Annotated in this window: 25 protein-coding genes; 21 read left to right on the forward strand and 4 right to left on the reverse strand. The window is 64.4% G+C overall.

All coding sequences use genetic code 11. The annotated features are described in order from the left end of the window. Window positions 1-4: 4 nt before the first annotated feature. From nifX to hspQ, 5 genes are read left to right on the forward strand one after another with little or no spacing between them, the layout of a single operon-like run. Entirely contained in the window at window positions 5-400 is a 396-nt protein-coding gene (nifX, locus tag QW887_RS22735) for a nitrogen fixation protein NifX (protein WP_315713153.1), read from the forward strand. Window positions 401-410: 10 nt separating this feature from the next. Then, window positions 411-881, forward strand: a complete 471-nt coding sequence (locus tag QW887_RS22740; protein WP_315752838.1) for a NifX-associated nitrogen fixation protein — start codon at window positions 411-413, stop codon at window positions 879-881. An 18-nt stretch (window positions 882-899) separates the two neighbouring features. Further along, a complete protein-coding gene (locus QW887_RS22745; RefSeq protein WP_315713150.1) occupies window positions 900-1100 on the forward strand; it encodes a CCE_0567 family metalloprotein in 201 nt (66 codons plus the stop codon). 23 nt (window positions 1101-1123) lie between these two features. Then, complete coding sequence (fdxB, locus tag QW887_RS22750; protein WP_315713149.1) at window positions 1124-1411, forward strand: ferredoxin III, nif-specific; 288 nt, start codon at window positions 1124-1126, stop codon at window positions 1409-1411. A 19-nt stretch (window positions 1412-1430) separates the two neighbouring features. After that, window positions 1431-1757 carry a heat shock protein HspQ gene (hspQ, locus tag QW887_RS22755; RefSeq protein WP_315752839.1) on the forward strand — a complete coding sequence of 109 codons (327 nt, stop codon included), beginning with the start codon at window positions 1431-1433 and terminating at the stop codon, window positions 1755-1757. A 312-nt stretch (window positions 1758-2069) separates the two neighbouring features. Here the strand turns inward: hspQ and QW887_RS22760 are convergent, their stop codons facing one another. The 3 genes from QW887_RS22760 to QW887_RS22770 are packed head-to-tail and all read right to left on the reverse strand — an operon-like array spanning window position 2070 to window position 3780. Continuing rightward, on the reverse strand, window positions 2070-2387 hold the full coding sequence (locus QW887_RS22760) for a hypothetical protein (protein ID WP_315713146.1): 318 nt from the start codon (window positions 2385-2387) through the stop codon (window positions 2070-2072). Window positions 2388-2417: 30 nt separating this feature from the next. Beyond that, a complete protein-coding gene (locus QW887_RS22765) occupies window positions 2418-3269 on the reverse strand; it encodes a sulfurtransferase (RefSeq protein WP_316183905.1) in 852 nt (283 codons plus the stop codon). 52 nt (window positions 3270-3321) lie between these two features. Then, entirely contained in the window at window positions 3322-3780 is a 459-nt protein-coding gene (locus QW887_RS22770) for a hypothetical protein (protein WP_316183904.1), read from the reverse strand. Between the two features lie 199 nt (window positions 3781-3979). Here QW887_RS22770 and QW887_RS22775 point away from each other — a divergent pair, with 199 nt between their 5' ends. Next, window positions 3980-4399, forward strand: a complete 420-nt coding sequence (locus QW887_RS22775) for a Rieske (2Fe-2S) protein (RefSeq protein ID WP_316183903.1) — start codon at window positions 3980-3982, stop codon at window positions 4397-4399. A 71-nt stretch (window positions 4400-4470) separates the two neighbouring features. On the opposite strand, the gene QW887_RS22780 is transcribed toward QW887_RS22775, so the two are convergent. Then, window positions 4471-5079, reverse strand: a complete 609-nt coding sequence (locus QW887_RS22780; RefSeq protein ID WP_316183902.1) for a hypothetical protein — start codon at window positions 5077-5079, stop codon at window positions 4471-4473. A gap of 324 nt (window positions 5080-5403) precedes the next feature. Here QW887_RS22780 and QW887_RS22785 point away from each other — a divergent pair, with 324 nt between their 5' ends. The 15 genes from QW887_RS22785 (at window position 5404) to QW887_RS22855 (ending at window position 14545) form a co-directional block, all read left to right on the forward strand. Further along, window positions 5404-5724 carry a HesB/IscA family protein gene (locus QW887_RS22785; RefSeq protein ID WP_257170758.1) on the forward strand — a complete coding sequence of 107 codons (321 nt, stop codon included), beginning with the start codon at window positions 5404-5406 and terminating at the stop codon, window positions 5722-5724. 38 nt (window positions 5725-5762) lie between these two features. Further along, window positions 5763-6053, forward strand: coding sequence for a NifU family protein (locus tag QW887_RS22790; RefSeq protein ID WP_315713137.1), 291 nt, complete (start codon window positions 5763-5765; stop codon window positions 6051-6053). Window positions 6054-6062: 9 nt separating this feature from the next. Beyond that, a complete protein-coding gene (nifS, locus tag QW887_RS22795) occupies window positions 6063-7277 on the forward strand; it encodes a cysteine desulfurase NifS (RefSeq protein ID WP_316183901.1) in 1215 nt (404 codons plus the stop codon). Continuing rightward, window positions 7274-7495, forward strand: a complete 222-nt coding sequence (gene nifT, locus QW887_RS22800; protein ID WP_315713133.1) for a putative nitrogen fixation protein NifT — start codon at window positions 7274-7276, stop codon at window positions 7493-7495. The genes nifS and nifT overlap by 4 nt, the downstream gene beginning before the upstream one ends. Next, a complete protein-coding gene (locus QW887_RS22805; protein ID WP_316183900.1) occupies window positions 7495-8361 on the forward strand; it encodes an SIR2 family protein in 867 nt (288 codons plus the stop codon). The genes nifT and QW887_RS22805 overlap by 1 nt, the downstream gene beginning before the upstream one ends. Before the next feature lie 264 nt (window positions 8362-8625). Then, window positions 8626-10188 (forward strand): nitrogenase cofactor biosynthesis protein NifB, encoded by a 1563-nt coding sequence (nifB, locus tag QW887_RS22810; protein WP_316195018.1) that lies wholly within the window; start codon window positions 8626-8628, stop codon window positions 10186-10188. Window positions 10189-10243: 55 nt separating this feature from the next. Then, window positions 10244-10468, forward strand: coding sequence for a YfhL family 4Fe-4S dicluster ferredoxin (locus QW887_RS22815; RefSeq protein ID WP_006609676.1), 225 nt, complete (start codon window positions 10244-10246; stop codon window positions 10466-10468). An 11-nt stretch (window positions 10469-10479) separates the two neighbouring features. Continuing rightward, window positions 10480-10809, forward strand: a complete 330-nt coding sequence (locus QW887_RS22820; protein ID WP_315713125.1) for an iron-sulfur cluster assembly accessory protein — start codon at window positions 10480-10482, stop codon at window positions 10807-10809. Window positions 10810-10820: 11 nt separating this feature from the next. Beyond that, complete coding sequence (locus QW887_RS22825) at window positions 10821-11354, forward strand: hypothetical protein (RefSeq protein WP_315752847.1); 534 nt, start codon at window positions 10821-10823, stop codon at window positions 11352-11354. Then, a complete protein-coding gene (locus QW887_RS22830; protein ID WP_315752848.1) occupies window positions 11347-12120 on the forward strand; it encodes a 4Fe4S-binding leucine-rich repeat protein in 774 nt (257 codons plus the stop codon). Before QW887_RS22825 ends, QW887_RS22830 begins: the two co-directional genes overlap by 8 nt. Continuing rightward, window positions 12117-12440 (forward strand): nitrogen fixation protein NifZ, encoded by a 324-nt coding sequence (locus QW887_RS22835; RefSeq protein ID WP_316174153.1) that lies wholly within the window; start codon window positions 12117-12119, stop codon window positions 12438-12440. The genes QW887_RS22830 and QW887_RS22835 overlap by 4 nt, the downstream gene beginning before the upstream one ends. Beyond that, window positions 12437-12685: a nitrogen fixation protein NifZ gene (locus tag QW887_RS22840; RefSeq protein WP_315752850.1), complete on the forward strand. Its 249-nt coding sequence runs from the start codon at window positions 12437-12439 to the stop codon at window positions 12683-12685. Before QW887_RS22835 ends, QW887_RS22840 begins: the two co-directional genes overlap by 4 nt. A gap of 6 nt (window positions 12686-12691) precedes the next feature. Further along, the gene (locus QW887_RS22845; RefSeq protein WP_315713117.1) at window positions 12692-13048 is read left to right on the forward strand and encodes a DUF3024 domain-containing protein; all 357 of its coding nucleotides are present in this window, start codon (window positions 12692-12694) and stop codon (window positions 13046-13048) included. 19 nt (window positions 13049-13067) lie between these two features. Then, window positions 13068-13328 (forward strand): hypothetical protein, encoded by a 261-nt coding sequence (locus QW887_RS22850; protein ID WP_315752851.1) that lies wholly within the window; start codon window positions 13068-13070, stop codon window positions 13326-13328. 2 nt (window positions 13329-13330) lie between these two features. Beyond that, the gene (locus QW887_RS22855) at window positions 13331-14545 is read left to right on the forward strand and encodes a DegT/DnrJ/EryC1/StrS family aminotransferase (protein WP_315825167.1); all 1215 of its coding nucleotides are present in this window, start codon (window positions 13331-13333) and stop codon (window positions 14543-14545) included. The last annotated feature ends 25 nt before the right edge of the window (window positions 14546-14570 follow it).

Below are 14570 nucleotides of genomic sequence, written 5' to 3' on the forward strand. Positions count from 1 at the left end.
CGACATGAAAGTCGCATTCGCTACCCAGGATCTGAAGCGCGTCGACGCCCATTTCGGCTGGGCCAAGAACATCGCGATCTACGATCTCGATCCCGAGGGCTACCGCTTCATCGAGAAGGTCGAGTTCGACGGCGATCTCAAGGAGGATGGCAACGAGGACAAGCTGGCGCCGAAGATCGAGGCGATCAAGGATTGCGCGATCCTCTATGTCGCCGCGATCGGCGGCTCCGGCGCAGCGCGCGTCGTCGCCAACAACATCCATCCGATGAAGGTCACCCAGCCCGAGGAGATCACCGATCTGCTCGGCAAGCTGCAGGCGGTGCTCAAGGGCACGCCGCCGCCCTGGCTGCGCAAGGCGCTGGCCAAGGGCCAGGAACGCGCGCTCGATTTCGAGGAATGAGGAAACCATCATGTCCGATACCGCGGTAGCCGTCGAAACCATCCCCGCCGAGCAGCGGCCCTTCGTCAAGGAGCTGATCAAGGTGTGGCGGGCCCAGGACACCCATGGCGCATGGGAGGGCAAGAAGGACATCGACCTGCTCGAGCCCTACATCCTGGACAAGGAGAAGCGGCGGGCGCTGCCGATCATCGGCGATCCCGATCCGGAGACGATCTGGCGGCTGGAGCTGTTCTTCAATGCGGTCGCGCTGTCGATCGAGAAGGCCACCGGCGTCATGATCTCGCCGATGCTGAAGATGAGTCACGAGGGCTTCGGCCGCATGGTGCTGATCGGCGGCCGGCTGATCGTCGTCAACAAGCAGCTGCGGGACGTGCACCGGTTCGGCTTCGACAATCTCGGCAAGCTGGCCGACGAAGGCGACAAGTTCGTCAAGGCCGGCGTCGAGATGATCGAGAAGTTCAAGGACGTCGCGAACTACTGAACGGCGAGGATGAGAGAGATGAGCGACCTGGATACCCTGAAGGCCGAGATCAAGAAGCTGTCGGCACGCGCCATGGATGCCAAGATGAACCTGCACGACCTGTCGGAGGAACTGCCCATCAACTGGGACCAGATCCTGCCGACGGCGCAGAAGGCGCATGACGCGTTCGCCGAGCTGGAGAAGAAGCGGGCCGAGCTGAAGAAGCTCGAAACCGCGTAAGCCCGATTTGAGGATCCGTCATCATGTCCAACGCAACCCGTGACGGTCGCGACTGGCGGCCGGACTATCTGGTCGCCATCGATCCGGCCAAGTGCATCGGCTGCGGCCGCTGCTACAAGGTGTGTGGCCGCGAGGTCATGACCCTGAAGGGCATCAACGACGAGGGCGAGTTCGTCGAGCTCGACGACGACGAGGATGATGAGGTCGAGAAGAAGATCATGGTCATGAACGACACCGGCGCCTGCATCGGCTGCGGCGCCTGCGCCCGGGTCTGCCCGACCAACTGCCAGACCCATTCGCCGGCGGCCTGAGATTGTCGAGCGTGCTGCCATGATGCGGATGGAGGCGAAATTCACGATCGGCCAGGTGACCCGGCACCGCGTCTACGATCTGCGCGGCGTCGTGTTCGATGTCGACCTGTCGTTCTCCGAGGAAGAGGGCTGGCGCGCCATCACCATGGACGCTAGGCTCGACAAGGAGCAGCCATTCTACTATCTGCTCGCCGAATGCGGCGAGAGCAGCTACATCGCCTATGTGCCTGAGCAGAACCTGGTGGCGGACGCTTCCGGGGAGCCGGTGAAGCATCCCGATATCGGCGAACTGTTCGATGTCGACGATGAGGGCAGCTATCGCTACCGCGGGCGGATCTTTCAGTAGATCTTGCCACTGCCGTCATTGCGAGGAGCCGCAGGCGACGAAGCAATCCAGAGTTCCTTGTGCCGCCCTGGATCGCGTCGCTGCGTTCGCGATGACGGAGACTTGTGTTGGCCACGATCTATCCGCTCGTCATTCCGGGGCACGCGAGGCGCGAGCCCGGAATCCATAACCACGAACGGGCATTGTCTTCTAAGTAGAGCGCCACAGGCATCTCGCGCCTCACAACCGCCTGTGGCTACGGATTCCGGGCTCGCGCTTCGCGCGCCCCGGAATGACGGTCGAGAGATGAGGGCCAGCCGAAAGCGGGGACTTTTACTCGATCCCCTGTTCCCTGGCCTTCCACATCGCCGCGATCCGGAAGCGCTCGTTGATCGCGGCGGGGTTGGCGAGGATCTCGGCCTGGGCGGCGGCGAACGCGCTCTCGACGATCGCTGCCTCGTCCTTGGTCAAGGTGATGCGGCCGGCCATGTGAGTCGCGTCGGGCGCGGCCTCCCAGATCTTGCGCCGGTTCGGATGCAGCTTGACCTCGACCAGCTCGAACGCCTCGAGCTCGCCTTCGAGGCATATGGCGAGGCCAATCACCTCGACCTTGCGGCCGTCCTGCGTGGTCTTGACCAGAGTCTTTGCCATGCTCGTGCTCCCGTCGTTCGTTTGCTCAAATCACGCCGCGACCGGCGTGTTGTCGAGCTGGCTCCATTCCGCCCAAGCGCCGTCGTAGACGGCGGCGTTCGGAATGCCGAGCCGGTAGAGCGCCAACGCCAGCATGCAGGAGGTGATGCCCGAGGCGCAGGTGGTAACGATCGGCTTGTTCAGATCGACGCCCGCGGCCGTAAAGCGTGCGGTGAGCGCGTCGGGCGCCAGCAGCACGCCGGAGTCCGGATCGACCAGATCGGCCCAGGGCAGGTTGATGGCACCTGGAATGTGGCCCTGGCGCTTGAAGGTGAACACGTCTGCCTGCGTGCCGTCGAACTTGCCGGGCCCGCGCGCATCGATGAGTTGGCCGCCGGCCTGCAGCAGGCTACGCACGTCGGCCGAGGTCGCGACCAGGCCGGGCTGGAAGCTGGCCGTGAAGCTCGCGGGTTCCGGGCGCACCGGCGTCATCTCCGCAGGCCGCTTCTCCTTGGTCCATTTGCCGAAGCCGCCGTCGAGCAGCGCGACGTTGTCGTGCCCGAATACGCGGAACATCCACCACACGCGGCCCGCGGCCGAGCCGCCATAATGACGGTCGTAGACGACGACGCGATCGGCATTGCTGATGCCGAGCAGCCCGACCTTGTGGGCGAAATCGCCCGCTGACGGCAGCATGTGCGGCAGCGGGTTCGACTTGTCGGCGACCTGGTCGATATCGAAATGCACCGAGCCCGGCAGGTGCCGGCCGCGGTATTGCGTACGGCCGTCCAGGTTGGTGCTCGGATGGTGCCAGGTGCAGTCGAGGATCTTGGTGGCGGGATCGGAAAGATGTTGTGCCAGCCAGTCGGAGCTGACCAGGGTGCTCGAGGGATCCGTGCTCATGCATGCGCTCGCGTTTGAAGAGCCAACAGGATGACTGACGCGCTTGCGGGCGTCAGAGCGTCTTCGGCATCGGATAGCCCGGGCGCGGATGGCTGTCGTAATATTCGGGACGCTCCGGCCAGCCGCCTTCGGCGACGATCTTGAAGGTCGCGACCGTGACCGGCGCGCCGGGCGAGCACGACACTTCGGTGAACTTGATTTCGCGCTCGCCTGGGCCGGCGGAGAAATCGGCGACGGTAGTGCCGTCCGCCTTGCGCGCCCGCGCAAAGCCGGGCGTGCCGACGGTGGCCGCCGGCACGGACGTCGCGACGAAGTTCGGCTGCTCGAGGCCATCCACCGCGGCGCCGAAGGCGGGCGAGCCGAACGTGAAGGTCGCGAGCACGCCGCTGCGGTCGACCGGCTTGTCCGCTGTGATCGGACGCGCCACCGAGTAGACCGTCAGCGTCCCGCCCTCCAATGCCGCCTTGATGTCGTCGAGCGAGCTCTCGACGAATTCCAGTGCCACGTTCATGTCGATCTCCTTACAAAGAGGCGCCTTTGCAGGAGAAATTTTCAAGTTCTGTGCCAGTCTATCGCAGTAGCAAAGAAGGCGAGGCGGACAGGCGGAGTTGCGCGAATCTTGCAACGCGGCCCGCAAGCGAGCCGACCGCCGCTCCTGCTGCGCCGAAGCGGCCGTGTCGGAGATGCGCCAGACATCGATGAGGCCCGACATGACGACCGACGTCGCCTACGCCATCTGCAGCTTCAACGACATTCCGAGCCGCCGCGCCATCGGCTTCCAGCTCATGATCGTCGCGGAGGACGGCAGCCACCGCCCGTGGCCGATCTTCGTGATCCGCTGGGGCAAGCAGGTGTTCGGCTATCTTAACATGTGCCCGCACGACAAGGTCAATCTCGACTGGGAGCGCAATCAGTTCCTGGACGGCAACGGCCTTCGCATCCTCTGCGGCAAGCACGGCTCGCTGTTCGAGATCGGTACCGGGCTCTGCGTCGATGGCCCGTGCAGGGGCGAGAGCCTGACGCCGGTCGCGCTGAGCGTGCTGGATGGCGACATCTGCGTGACCGGCGTGACCCTGGTCGAGGATGACGAGGAAGAGGGTGAGACCGGCCTGCAGTGTGAGGAAGGCTGAGGCGGCGATCGCGGTGAAGTCCCGACGGAAACTGCCGGGACTTCATCCTGAATTTGAAGAAACGAACGGTCTCAGACTGGCCGGTTCTCGTTGCGGTTCTTGACCGGCTCCATCCTGGCCAGTGCATCCGCGTAGGGCACGAGATCGTAGTTCTCGCTGAAGTCCTTGGCGGCGTCGAGCACGTAATCGAGCTTGCCGGCGGTATCGAGCTTCTTGATGTCGTTCTTGTCGATCGACAGCAGCTCCAGCATCTCCTTCCAGACCGTGGATTCGTCGCAAGGCAGCACGTAGAAGGTGATGTCGTCGATCTTGATGCGGTACTTCGCCAGCAGATCGATGTTGTTGCAGAACATGAAGTACTTGCCGTCCGGCGTCAGCAGGCCCTTGAGCACCTCGGCCGCGGTCTCGAGATAGGCCAGCGAGTGGATGTAGCCGGCGAGCACCGGGATCGTCGATGCGCCGTCCTGCGCGATCGTCAGCACCTGCTCGATCGAGAAGTCCGGCGGACGCTTCTCGTCCGCAACCTGGGTCTGGAACTTCAGCGCGATATCGCCGCGGAAGCCGAACCGTCCCGGCTTGGTGGTCGGCGCCTTGAGAACGGCGTTCAGCAGCCGCCCTTCCTTGTCGAGCTGCGCGAGCGCGGTGATCTCGATCGCAACCGTCTTCTCCAATGTCGTCATCAGCAATCCCCTCGCATGTCCTTGTCAGCCGTTCGCCGCACGGCGCGGTCGAAAGGGGCGTGATGCAAATTGTCTGCCGGTGTGTGCTGCGGCTTGATTTGCTTGGTTCTTTTGCCTCTCGCGCCAGTCGATTGTCGGGTTTGCGCCCCGACATCGCGCCGACGCCCGCGCGACACGGCGTGAACAGCGCCTGTCGGAAAGCCGACACGCGTCGGAAACGCCACAGCGACAACATGAAAAGTTGAGGTCTTTCAGGCGATTGCTGCATGGCATGAGACTTGCCAATTCCGTTCACAACAGCCGAATGGGAAAGGCGAGACGATGATGATCAACCTGACCGACAGCGCCATCAATGCGGTCCGCAACGCGATCACGACCTCCGACAAGCCGGTCGACGGCCTCAGGATCATGGTCGAAGCCGGCGGCTGCGCCGGGCTGAAATACAACATGGGCCTCGTCAGCGGCAGCGAGCCGGAGGACACCGTGATCGAGCGCGAGGGCGTACGCGTGCTCGTCGATCACAAGAGCCTCGAATATCTCGAAGGCACGACGATCGATTTCGTCATCGCGCTGGAGGGCTCCGGCTTCACCTTCGAGAACCCGAATGCCAAGTCGAGCTGCGGCTGCGGCAAGTCGTTCGCTTGAGTCTTCGCTCGATCATCCAACACGCGAGAAGTGAAACCATGCTGGTCGAATCCCAGGGCATCGTCGAAGCGCCGTCGCAGATGAGCGAGCGCGAGCGGATCATCCGGGCCGTGATCGAGGAGGTTCGTCCGAACCTCAAGCGCGACGGCGGCGATTGCGAGCTCGTCGAGATTGACGGCAACAAGATCATGGTCAAGCTCGCCGGCGCCTGCATCTTCTGCAAGCTCGCCAGCGCGACGCTGGAGGGCATCCAGGCGCGCATGATCGAGAAGCTCGGCGAATTCGTCCGCCTCGTTCCGGTGGCCGGCGCAGCCAAGGCGCGGCATTAAGGAGCGGCCTTGCGTCCGGTCTATCTCGACAACAACGCGACGACACGAGCCGATCCCGAGGTCGTCGCGGCGATGTTGCCGTTCTTTACGGACCAGTTCGGCAATGCTTCATCCTCGCATGCCTTCGGCAGCGAGGTCGCCGGGGCCGTGAGGCAGGCGCGCAAGAGCCTGCAGGCGCTGCTCGGTGCCGTCTTCGATCACGAAATCGTCTTCACCTCGGGCGGAACGGAATCCGACAATACCGCGATCCTGTCGGCGCTGGAGACGCAGGAGGGCCGCGACGAGATCGTCACGACGGCGGTGGAGCACCCCGCGATCCTGTCGCTCGTCGAATACCTCATGGACAAGCGCGGCGTCGCGGTGCATCTGATCGGCGTCGATGCGGCCGGCCGGCTCGATCTCGAGGCTTACAAGCGCGCGCTCGGCCCGCGCACGGCGATCGCCTCGGTGATGTGGGCCAACAACGAAACCGGCACGCTGTTTCCGGTGTCCGATCTGGCCAGGCTCGCGCATGAGGCCGGCGCGTTGTTCCACACCGACGCCGTGCAGGCGGCCGGCAAGATCGCGATCGATCTGAAATCCGCTGGCGTCGACATGCTGTCGTTGTCCGGCCACAAGCTGCACGGCCCCAAGGGCATCGGTGCGCTTTATGTTCGGAAGGGCACACCGTTCGCGCCGCTGCTGCGCGGCGGCCCGCAGGAGCGCCGCCGGCGCGGCGGCACCGAGAACGTGCCGGGCATCATCGGGCTCGGCAAGGCGGCCGAGCTCGCGGCAAAGCATCTCACGGACGAGCAGGGCCGCGTTCGCGCGCTGCGCGACCGGCTGGAGCAGGGCATCCTCCAGAGCGTCGGCCATTGCGTCGTGCTCGGCGACCTCGCTGCGCGGCTGCCGAACACCTCCAACATCGCCTTCCGGCATCTCGAGGGCGAGCCGATCGTCATGCGGCTGAACCAAGCCGGTATCGCCGCCTCGCTCGGCTCGGCCTGCGCCTCGGGCTCGATGGAGCCGTCGCACGTGCTCCGCGCGATGAACGCGCCGCCGGATCTGCTGCGCGGGGCTGTCCGATTCTCGCTGTCGCGCGACACCACGGACGACGACATCGATCGCGTGCTGCAGATCCTGCCCGACATCGTCGGCCGGCTCCGCGAGACCTCGCCGGCCTGGCTGCAGCATCGTCAATCGCCATCGGCGGACGCCCTTCGCCCTACGGAGCTCACGCAATGAAAGTCATGATCCGCCGCTCGCCGGAAACGGGCCTGTCGATCTACGTCCCCAAGAAGGATCTCGAGGAGCCCATCGTCGAGTCGGAGCACGAGTCCTTGTGGGGCGGCTGGATCCGCATCGCCAACGGATGGGTCCTCGAACTGCCGCAGATGGCTGCCGACACGCGGCTGCCGATCACGATCAATGCGCGCAAGCGCGGTGGCGAAGGGGACGAGTGATGAATGCGCCGCTTCCTCATATCGACATCGTCAAGCAGGCCGATGCCGAGGCCCTGCTCAAGGACGTCGTCGCCGGACTGAAGGCCGGCAAGGTCGTCCCGTTCCTCGGTCCCGCCGTGTCCGAGCAGTCCGGCGCCACGGTGCCGATGAATCCTGAAGCGCTGGCTGCGTTCTTCGGCACCAAGGTGGCGCTGCCGCGCCGAGCCAAGGGCAATGCGTGGGCTTCAGCCCAGCACATCGAGAGCACGCGCCACCGCTCGACGGTGACCGCGCTGATGGCCGAAGCCTTTGCCGCGCCCGTTGCACCGACACCGCTGCAGCAGCATCTGGCGTCGCTGCCGTTGCCGATGATCGTCGACAGTTGGTATGACGGCGCAATGCGAACCGCGCTCGCCGGGCGCGACGATTGGGGCGAGGTGCAGGGCATCACGCGGGCCGGAATCGGCGAGGACCGCTGGTATCGCTTCTACGACGCCGCGGGCGCCGAGAGCGATCGCGAGAAGGCCGCAAGCTGGACTACGCTGCTCTACAAGCCGCATGGCGGGATCACACCGGCCAGGAACTTCCTGATCACCGATGCCGACTATGTCGAGGTGCTGACCGACATCGACATCCAGACACCGATACCCGACACGGTCAAGGACCGGCGCACCGACCGCAGCTTCCTGTTCATCGGCTGCCGCTTCAACGACCAGTTGCTGCGCACCTATGGCCGCCAGGTCATCAAGCGCTCCGGCGCCGATCACTACGTCCTGGTCGAGCCCGACTCATTGTCGAAGAACGAGCTGAAGTTCTTCATCGCCGAGCGGTTGACGCCGATCGCGATTCCGCTGGCCCGCGCGAGCGAGATCATCATCGGCGGCTGAGCGAAACCACGACACCGGAAATCGAACAGCGCGGCCGCAAGCTGCGCTGCTTTGCCGTTCGTCCTGTGTCCCAATTCGAGTCTGTAACATTTCTAACAACGCCCGAAACGAGAGCCTTTCGCATGTTGGCAAGGCGACAGGCGCGATGATTTGGCTAAGGCGTTGATAGTCTGACGAAATGATCTTGTCCGCGGCGTGGCACGCGAGTTGCTGAACCCTAGCCCAAGGCGGTTTGCGGCTCGCCAGCAACGTTAAGGAGCGGACATGGACGCGTCAGTGCAGCACGAACAGGCGACGATACCGGACGGCGACAAGCTGAGCTCGGTGATGCAGACCATCGCGGAGCACAAGGGCTGCGGCACCTCGGGCGGCAGCGGCAAGGCGAGCTGCGGCTCGGGCGCCGGCGAGAACGACCTGCCGCCGGAGATCTGGGAGAAGGTGAAGAACCATCCCTGCTACAGCGAGGAGGCGCATCATCACTACGCGCGCATGCACGTCGCCGTCGCGCCCGCCTGCAACATCCAGTGCAACTACTGCAACCGCAAATATGACTGCGCCAACGAGTCGCGTCCGGGCGTGGTCAGCGAGAAGCTGACGCCGGAGCAGGCCGCCAAGAAGGTGCTCGCCGTCGCCTCGACCATTCCGCAGATGACCGTGCTGGGCATTGCCGGCCCTGGCGATCCGCTCGCCAATCCCGAGAAGACGTTCAAGACCTTCGAGCTGATCGCCCGGACCGCCCCGGACATCAAGCTCTGCCTGTCGACCAACGGTCTCGCGCTGCCCGACCACGTCGACACCATCGCCGGCTTCAACGTCGACCACGTCACGATCACCATCAACATGGTCGATCCCGAGATCGGCGCCAAGATCTATCCCTGGGTGTTCTGGAAGCACAAGCGCTATACCGGCGTCGAGGCGGCCAAGCTGCTCACCGACCGCCAGTTACAGGGCCTGGAGATGCTGACCGAGCGCGGCATCCTCTGCAAGGTCAACTCGGTGATGATCCCAGGGGTCAACGACAAGCACCTCGTCGAGGTCAACAAGGCGGTGAAGTCGCGCGGCGCGTTCCTGCACAACATCATGCCGCTGATCTCGTCGCCGGAGCACGGCACCGTGTTCGGTTTGACCGGCCAGCGCGGTCCGACCGCGCAGGAGCTGAAGGCGCTGCAGGACGAGTGCGAAGGCGAGATGAACATGATGCGGCATTGCCGCCAGTGCCGCGCCGACGCCGTGGGCCTGCTCGGTGAGGATCGCTCGGCCGAATTCACCACCGACAAGATCATGGCCATGGAGGTGAACTACGACATCGACAGCCGCAAGGCGTACCAGGAGGCGGTCGAGAGCGAGCGCGTCGCCAAGGTCGTCGCCCGGCAGGAGGAGCTTGCCTCGCTCGCCGGCCAGTCGAGCGACATCAAGCTGCTCGTCGCGGTCGCGACCAAGGGTTCGGGCCTGATCAACGAGCATTTCGGCCACGCCAAGGAGTTCCAGGTCTACGAGCTCTCCACCGCCGGTGCCAAGTTCGTCGGTCACCGCCGCGTCGACCTGTACTGCCAGGGCGGCTATGGCGACGAGGACAGCCTGGAGACCGTCATCCGCGCCATCAACGACTGCCATGCGGTGTTCGTGGCCAAGATCGGCGGCTGCCCGAAGAGCGACCTGCAGGCCGCGGGCATCGAGCCGGTCGATCAGTTCGCCCACGAGTTCATCGAGAAGTCCGCGATCGCCTGGTTCAAGGACTACCTCGACAAGGTGAACAGCGGCGAAATCCAGCACGTCGTGCGCGGTGACGCCGAAATTCGCCAGGGCGCCCTGATTTCGGCGGCGTGACACCAGACCCCGGCGACGCTGTTGCGTCGCCGGGCCCCTTCGACAGGAGCCTTTGATGACCTTGAAGATCATTGCCTCGCAGTGCACGAGCTGCTCGGCCTGTGAACCCGAATGTCCGAACGTGGCGATCTCGGAGAAGAACGGCACCTTCGTGATCGATCCGAAGAAGTGCACAGAATGCATCGGCCATTTCGACGAGCCGCAATGCGCGGCGGTCTGCCCGGTCGACAACACCTGCGTGATCGACAATTCGTTCCCGCGCTACCAGCCGCCGGCTTGAGGGAGACCGAGATGAACTTCACCCTCACGCCTGCCGCGCAGAAATTCATGCGAATGATGCTGCGAACCGACGGTACCGCGGGCTCCGGCTTCCGTCTCGCGGTGTCGCCCGGCGGCTGCTCCGGCCTTGCGGCCGATATCAGCGTGCTCGCCACGCCGCAGCCCGGTGATGCCGTGGTCGAGCGCGACGGTGTCAGGCTGTTTCTGCCAGCGGAAAGCCGCTTGCTGCTCGACGGTGTGACCATCGACTTCGCGGATACTGCGACGCAGACCGGCCTCGTGTTTCACGATCCGAAGCAGGTTTCGTGCTCGACCCACGCCTTGAAGGCGCTGGAGCACTAGGACAGCTCGCCATGCCCACCGATGCCCGGCCCAGCTCTCAGACCGCCATCGAGGACGCGTTGCTCGCCGACGCGCTGCTCGGCGGCGGCCTGCCGGAGGAGGCCGAGTATCATCTGTGGCAGGCGGGCCAGAGCTATCATCTCGACGAGGTCGCGGAGACGCACCTGAAAGAGGCGGAAGCGCTGGCGCCTGGGCATGCAGCGGTCCTGATCGGCTTCTACCGGTTCTATTTCTACAAGGGACGGCTCGCCGACGCGCTGCGCATCGCCAAGCGATGCCTCGCCAAGGCGGCCGCCGAAAACTGCTTGCCGCCGCACTGGCGCGACGTTCGCGCCGGTCATGCCGAGTTCGGCAGTTATGACAACATGCTGCCGCGCTTCTTCATGTTCACCTTGAAGGGATACGCCTATTTGCAGATGCGCCTCGGCAATCTCGTCGAGGGACGGCTCGCGGTGCAAAAGCTGCTCGAGCTCGATCCCAGCGATAAGATCGGCGCACGCGTCCTGCTCGAGGTGGTCGACCGGGTGGAGCTCGACGATGAATGACGACATCGACGAGGCCATCGACTGGCAGGGCAACGACATCAGCTGTAAGGGCTGCGAGCACGCGCAGCTCAACGCATCCGGCGGCTGTCGCCTTCGGCACGCCTGCGTGCACGACCGCTACGCCCGCCGCATCGACCGCTTCTTCAACTGGAATCCGGCGCTCGCCAACGGCTACGTCAAGCATCCGCATTTCGAGGTGCGGGCTATCGCGGCGAAGCATGCCAGCCCGTTCTTTCTGCCTCCGCTGCTCGACGATCCCGAGGAGACGGTGCGCTGGAACGCCGCGCGGCGGTTGCCGAAGCGGCTGGTGCTCCGGCTGCGCCATGATCCGCATCGCGAGGTCCGCATTCGAATCGCGACCGTGCTCGATCCGGAAGACCTGATGCCGATGATGATGGACGACGACTATTACGTCCGCCTGGTCGTGGCGCGCCGTATCGTGCCGTCCGTGCTTGGCCGCATGATGGGGGACCCGGAGGCCGAGGTACGCCGCGTCGTCGCGCGGCGCATCCCCAGCGACTGGCTGCTCGGCATGATCAGTGACCCAGATCCACGGGTGCGGCTCGAGATCGCCGAGCGCCTCGCGCCGGATCTCCTCACCGCGATGCGCAAGGACGCCGACTGGCGGGTGCGTCACGAGGTTGCGAGCCGGATCGCGCTCAGTGAACTCGCGGAGCTTGCGCGCGACGAGGACCCGCTGGTGCAGGAGATGGCGCGCGACCGGCTCGCGAACCGCTTCGGAGCTGCCATGGAGAAACCGGCATGAGCAACATCGTTCGTGACAGCGAGGTCGTGGAGTTGTCGGCGCCGCCGTACTTCACGTTCGGCGAGAAGGTCAAGGCCAAGCGCACGGTCCGCAACGACGGCACCTACGCAGGCAAGGAAATCGGCGAGATCCTCGCGAAGAAGGGCGAGATCGGCTACGTCGTCTCGATCGGAACCTTCCTGCAGCAGTTCTACATCTACGGCGTCGAGTTTCTCGAAAGCGGGAACCGCGTCGGCATGAAACGCAAGGAGCTCGAATCCACCGTGCCCCGCGGGGAGACCGAGGACGAGCTGCCACTGCCGGGAGCATACAGATCATGATCGAGCCACGCCTGCCGAAATATCAATGGGGCCAGCGTGTCAAGGCGCTGATCGACCTCGTCAATGACGGCTCGTTCCCGAACGCGCCGGCCGAAGCCAAGCTGGTCGGAGTCGGCGATATGGGTGAGATCGTCCAGGTCGGCACCCACACCGAGGCGAACATGCCGATCTATCTCGTCGAGTTCGGCGAGCAGCTCGTCGTGGGCTGTCTCGAAGAGGAGATCGTCCCGGTTGAGGTGCGATGATCCACGATGGCTGCAACCGCGCTCAAGCCCAGCTTTGTCCTGCCCGCGCATCCCAACGAGTTGGATCGCAAGCGGATCGCGCGCGCGCTGAAGTCACGCAAGCGCTACCGCTATGTCGAGCCGACGGTGTCGCCGGTCGACGAGGGTTATCACGTCCGCAGTCCTTGCTGCTCGCGCAACATCGACAAGGACGGCGGGGTGATCGACGTCGCGCTGCTGCGCCATGATCCCGCGAATGCGATGTGGAAGCTGTTCTGGAGAGATCACGCGCAGGGGACGTGGGAGCTGCACAGTCTGCATCGGCGGTTGACCGCGGCGGTCGACGAGCTGAACGCGGACCCTGAGCGGATCTTCTGGCAGTAGAGCGAAGAGGACGGGTGACGTGGCATTGGCCGAACAGGAATTGAATGAGATCGCGCAGGTCCTCGAGCGACCCGACGCCGGCAGCGCGGCCTTCGGCGAGCTGCGCCGCCGCTTTCCAAGGCTGGTACTGACACGTTGTGACGCGTCCGATGTCACGGAAGCGCCGTTCCGCAGCTATCCGGCATTCGACCTGCATCTGCTCGACGCCAGCGACCACTGCGCGGGTGTGACCGATGACCTTGCCAAAGCCACCGGCCTGATCCTGGCCAAGCGGAGCTGAGCATGACCAAGCCCTATCTGGTGCATGACGCCGATCGGCAGGAGCAGGATGAAGCGGAGCTTACGCCGGTCGAGGCGAGCTTCATTCCGCTCTCTGATCCCGACATTACCACGGCGGAGATTGCCGCCGTGGACGCGGCGCTGCGCTCGCCGCGGCTGTCCTGCGGTCCGCTGGTCGAGGAGTTCGAGGCGGCATTCGCAAGCTATCTCGGGCGCAGATACGCCATTGCCGTCCCGAGCGGAACGCTTGGCCTGGTCCTGGTCCTGAAAGCGATGGGCATCGGATCGGGCGACGAGGTGATCACGTCGTCGTATTCGTTCCGCGAGATCGCGCATGCCATCAGCATTGTCGGCGCCAAGCCGGTGTTTGCGGATATAGATTACTACTCGGGCACGCTGGCGCCGAGCAAGATCGAGGCGCGCATCACGGAGCGGACAAAGGCGATCCTGGCCGGCAACACCAACGGCCATCCGGCCAAATGGTCGGAGCTGCAGGCGATCGCGAAGACCCGCAATCTGCCTGTCATCGAGGATTCGACCGAGGCCATCGGCTCGAAATATAAGGGGGCGCTGGTCGGTACATTCGGTGCGGCCGCGGTGTTCGATTTCTCGCAGCCTTTCGCGCTCACCTGTGGTGAGGGTGGCATGGTCGTCACCGACGACGTCGACATCGCTGTGGCCGTGCGTCGGCACCGTTCGCACCGGCTCGACGAGCGCGCATCGGTCGTGGTCAGCAGCAGCGCGTCGCACCAGGCGGTGATGAGCGACGTGACCGCCGCGCTCGGGTTGGCGCAATTGCGGCGGATCGACGAGATCCTCGAGCGGCGCAAGCTGATCGAGCAGATCTATTACAGCGAGGTGCAGTCGTTCGAGGGCATCAAGGACCCCTATGTCGGGCCCGATGTCACCGAGGTGAACTGGTTTCTCTACCAGGTGCATCTGGGCACGCGGTTCTCGAAGTCGAGCCGGGATTCGATCGTCGAGGATCTCAGGGTCGAACAGGTCGAGGCCGTGGCCTATTCGAATCCCCTGCATCTGCAGCGGCATTATTTCGACATGGGCTATCGCCGAGGCGATTATCTCGTGACCGAGAAGGTCGCCGATCGTGTGGTGGCCCTGCCGTTCCACGTTCATCTCGCCACGGATCAGATCGCCTTCATCGTCGCGACGATGAAGGACGCCTCGGTCAATGTCGGGGCGGGCGCCGCGATCTACTGAGAAGTTCTAAGTTCAAACCGAAAAG

The organism is Bradyrhizobium sp. SZCCHNRI3052, assembly GCF_032484895.1.
Lineage (GTDB): Bacteria > Pseudomonadota > Alphaproteobacteria > Rhizobiales > Xanthobacteraceae > Bradyrhizobium.

Coding starts and splice junctions, on each gene's coding strand:
- nifX (WP_315713153.1), top strand. CDS start 5: ATGAAAGTCGCATTCGCTACCCAGGATCTGAAGCGCGTCGACGCCCAT.
- QW887_RS22740 (WP_315752838.1), top strand. CDS start 411: ATGTCCGATACCGCGGTAGCCGTCGAAACCATCCCCGCCGAGCAGCGG.
- QW887_RS22745 (WP_315713150.1), top strand. CDS start 900: ATGAGCGACCTGGATACCCTGAAGGCCGAGATCAAGAAGCTGTCGGCA.
- fdxB (WP_315713149.1), top strand. CDS start 1,124: ATGTCCAACGCAACCCGTGACGGTCGCGACTGGCGGCCGGACTATCTG.
- hspQ (WP_315752839.1), top strand. CDS start 1,431: ATGATGCGGATGGAGGCGAAATTCACGATCGGCCAGGTGACCCGGCAC.
- QW887_RS22760 (WP_315713146.1), bottom strand. CDS start 2,387: ATGGCAAAGACTCTGGTCAAGACCACGCAGGACGGCCGCAAGGTCGAG.
- QW887_RS22765 (WP_316183905.1), bottom strand. CDS start 3,269: ATGAGCACGGATCCCTCGAGCACCCTGGTCAGCTCCGACTGGCTGGCA.
- QW887_RS22770 (WP_316183904.1), bottom strand. CDS start 3,780: ATGAACGTGGCACTGGAATTCGTCGAGAGCTCGCTCGACGACATCAAG.
- QW887_RS22775 (WP_316183903.1), top strand. CDS start 3,980: ATGACGACCGACGTCGCCTACGCCATCTGCAGCTTCAACGACATTCCG.
- QW887_RS22780 (WP_316183902.1), bottom strand. CDS start 5,079: ATGACGACATTGGAGAAGACGGTTGCGATCGAGATCACCGCGCTCGCG.
- QW887_RS22785 (WP_257170758.1), top strand. CDS start 5,404: ATGATCAACCTGACCGACAGCGCCATCAATGCGGTCCGCAACGCGATC.
- QW887_RS22790 (WP_315713137.1), top strand. CDS start 5,763: ATGCTGGTCGAATCCCAGGGCATCGTCGAAGCGCCGTCGCAGATGAGC.
- nifT (WP_315713133.1), top strand. CDS start 7,274: ATGAAAGTCATGATCCGCCGCTCGCCGGAAACGGGCCTGTCGATCTAC.
- QW887_RS22805 (WP_316183900.1), top strand. CDS start 7,495: ATGAATGCGCCGCTTCCTCATATCGACATCGTCAAGCAGGCCGATGCC.
- nifB (WP_316195018.1), top strand. CDS start 8,626: ATGGACGCGTCAGTGCAGCACGAACAGGCGACGATACCGGACGGCGAC.
- QW887_RS22815 (WP_006609676.1), top strand. CDS start 10,244: ATGACCTTGAAGATCATTGCCTCGCAGTGCACGAGCTGCTCGGCCTGT.
- QW887_RS22820 (WP_315713125.1), top strand. CDS start 10,480: ATGAACTTCACCCTCACGCCTGCCGCGCAGAAATTCATGCGAATGATG.
- QW887_RS22825 (WP_315752847.1), top strand. CDS start 10,821: ATGCCCACCGATGCCCGGCCCAGCTCTCAGACCGCCATCGAGGACGCG.
- QW887_RS22830 (WP_315752848.1), top strand. CDS start 11,347: ATGAATGACGACATCGACGAGGCCATCGACTGGCAGGGCAACGACATC.
- QW887_RS22835 (WP_316174153.1), top strand. CDS start 12,117: ATGAGCAACATCGTTCGTGACAGCGAGGTCGTGGAGTTGTCGGCGCCG.
- QW887_RS22840 (WP_315752850.1), top strand. CDS start 12,437: ATGATCGAGCCACGCCTGCCGAAATATCAATGGGGCCAGCGTGTCAAG.
- QW887_RS22845 (WP_315713117.1), top strand. CDS start 12,692: ATGGCTGCAACCGCGCTCAAGCCCAGCTTTGTCCTGCCCGCGCATCCC.
- QW887_RS22855 (WP_315825167.1), top strand. CDS start 13,331: ATGACCAAGCCCTATCTGGTGCATGACGCCGATCGGCAGGAGCAGGAT.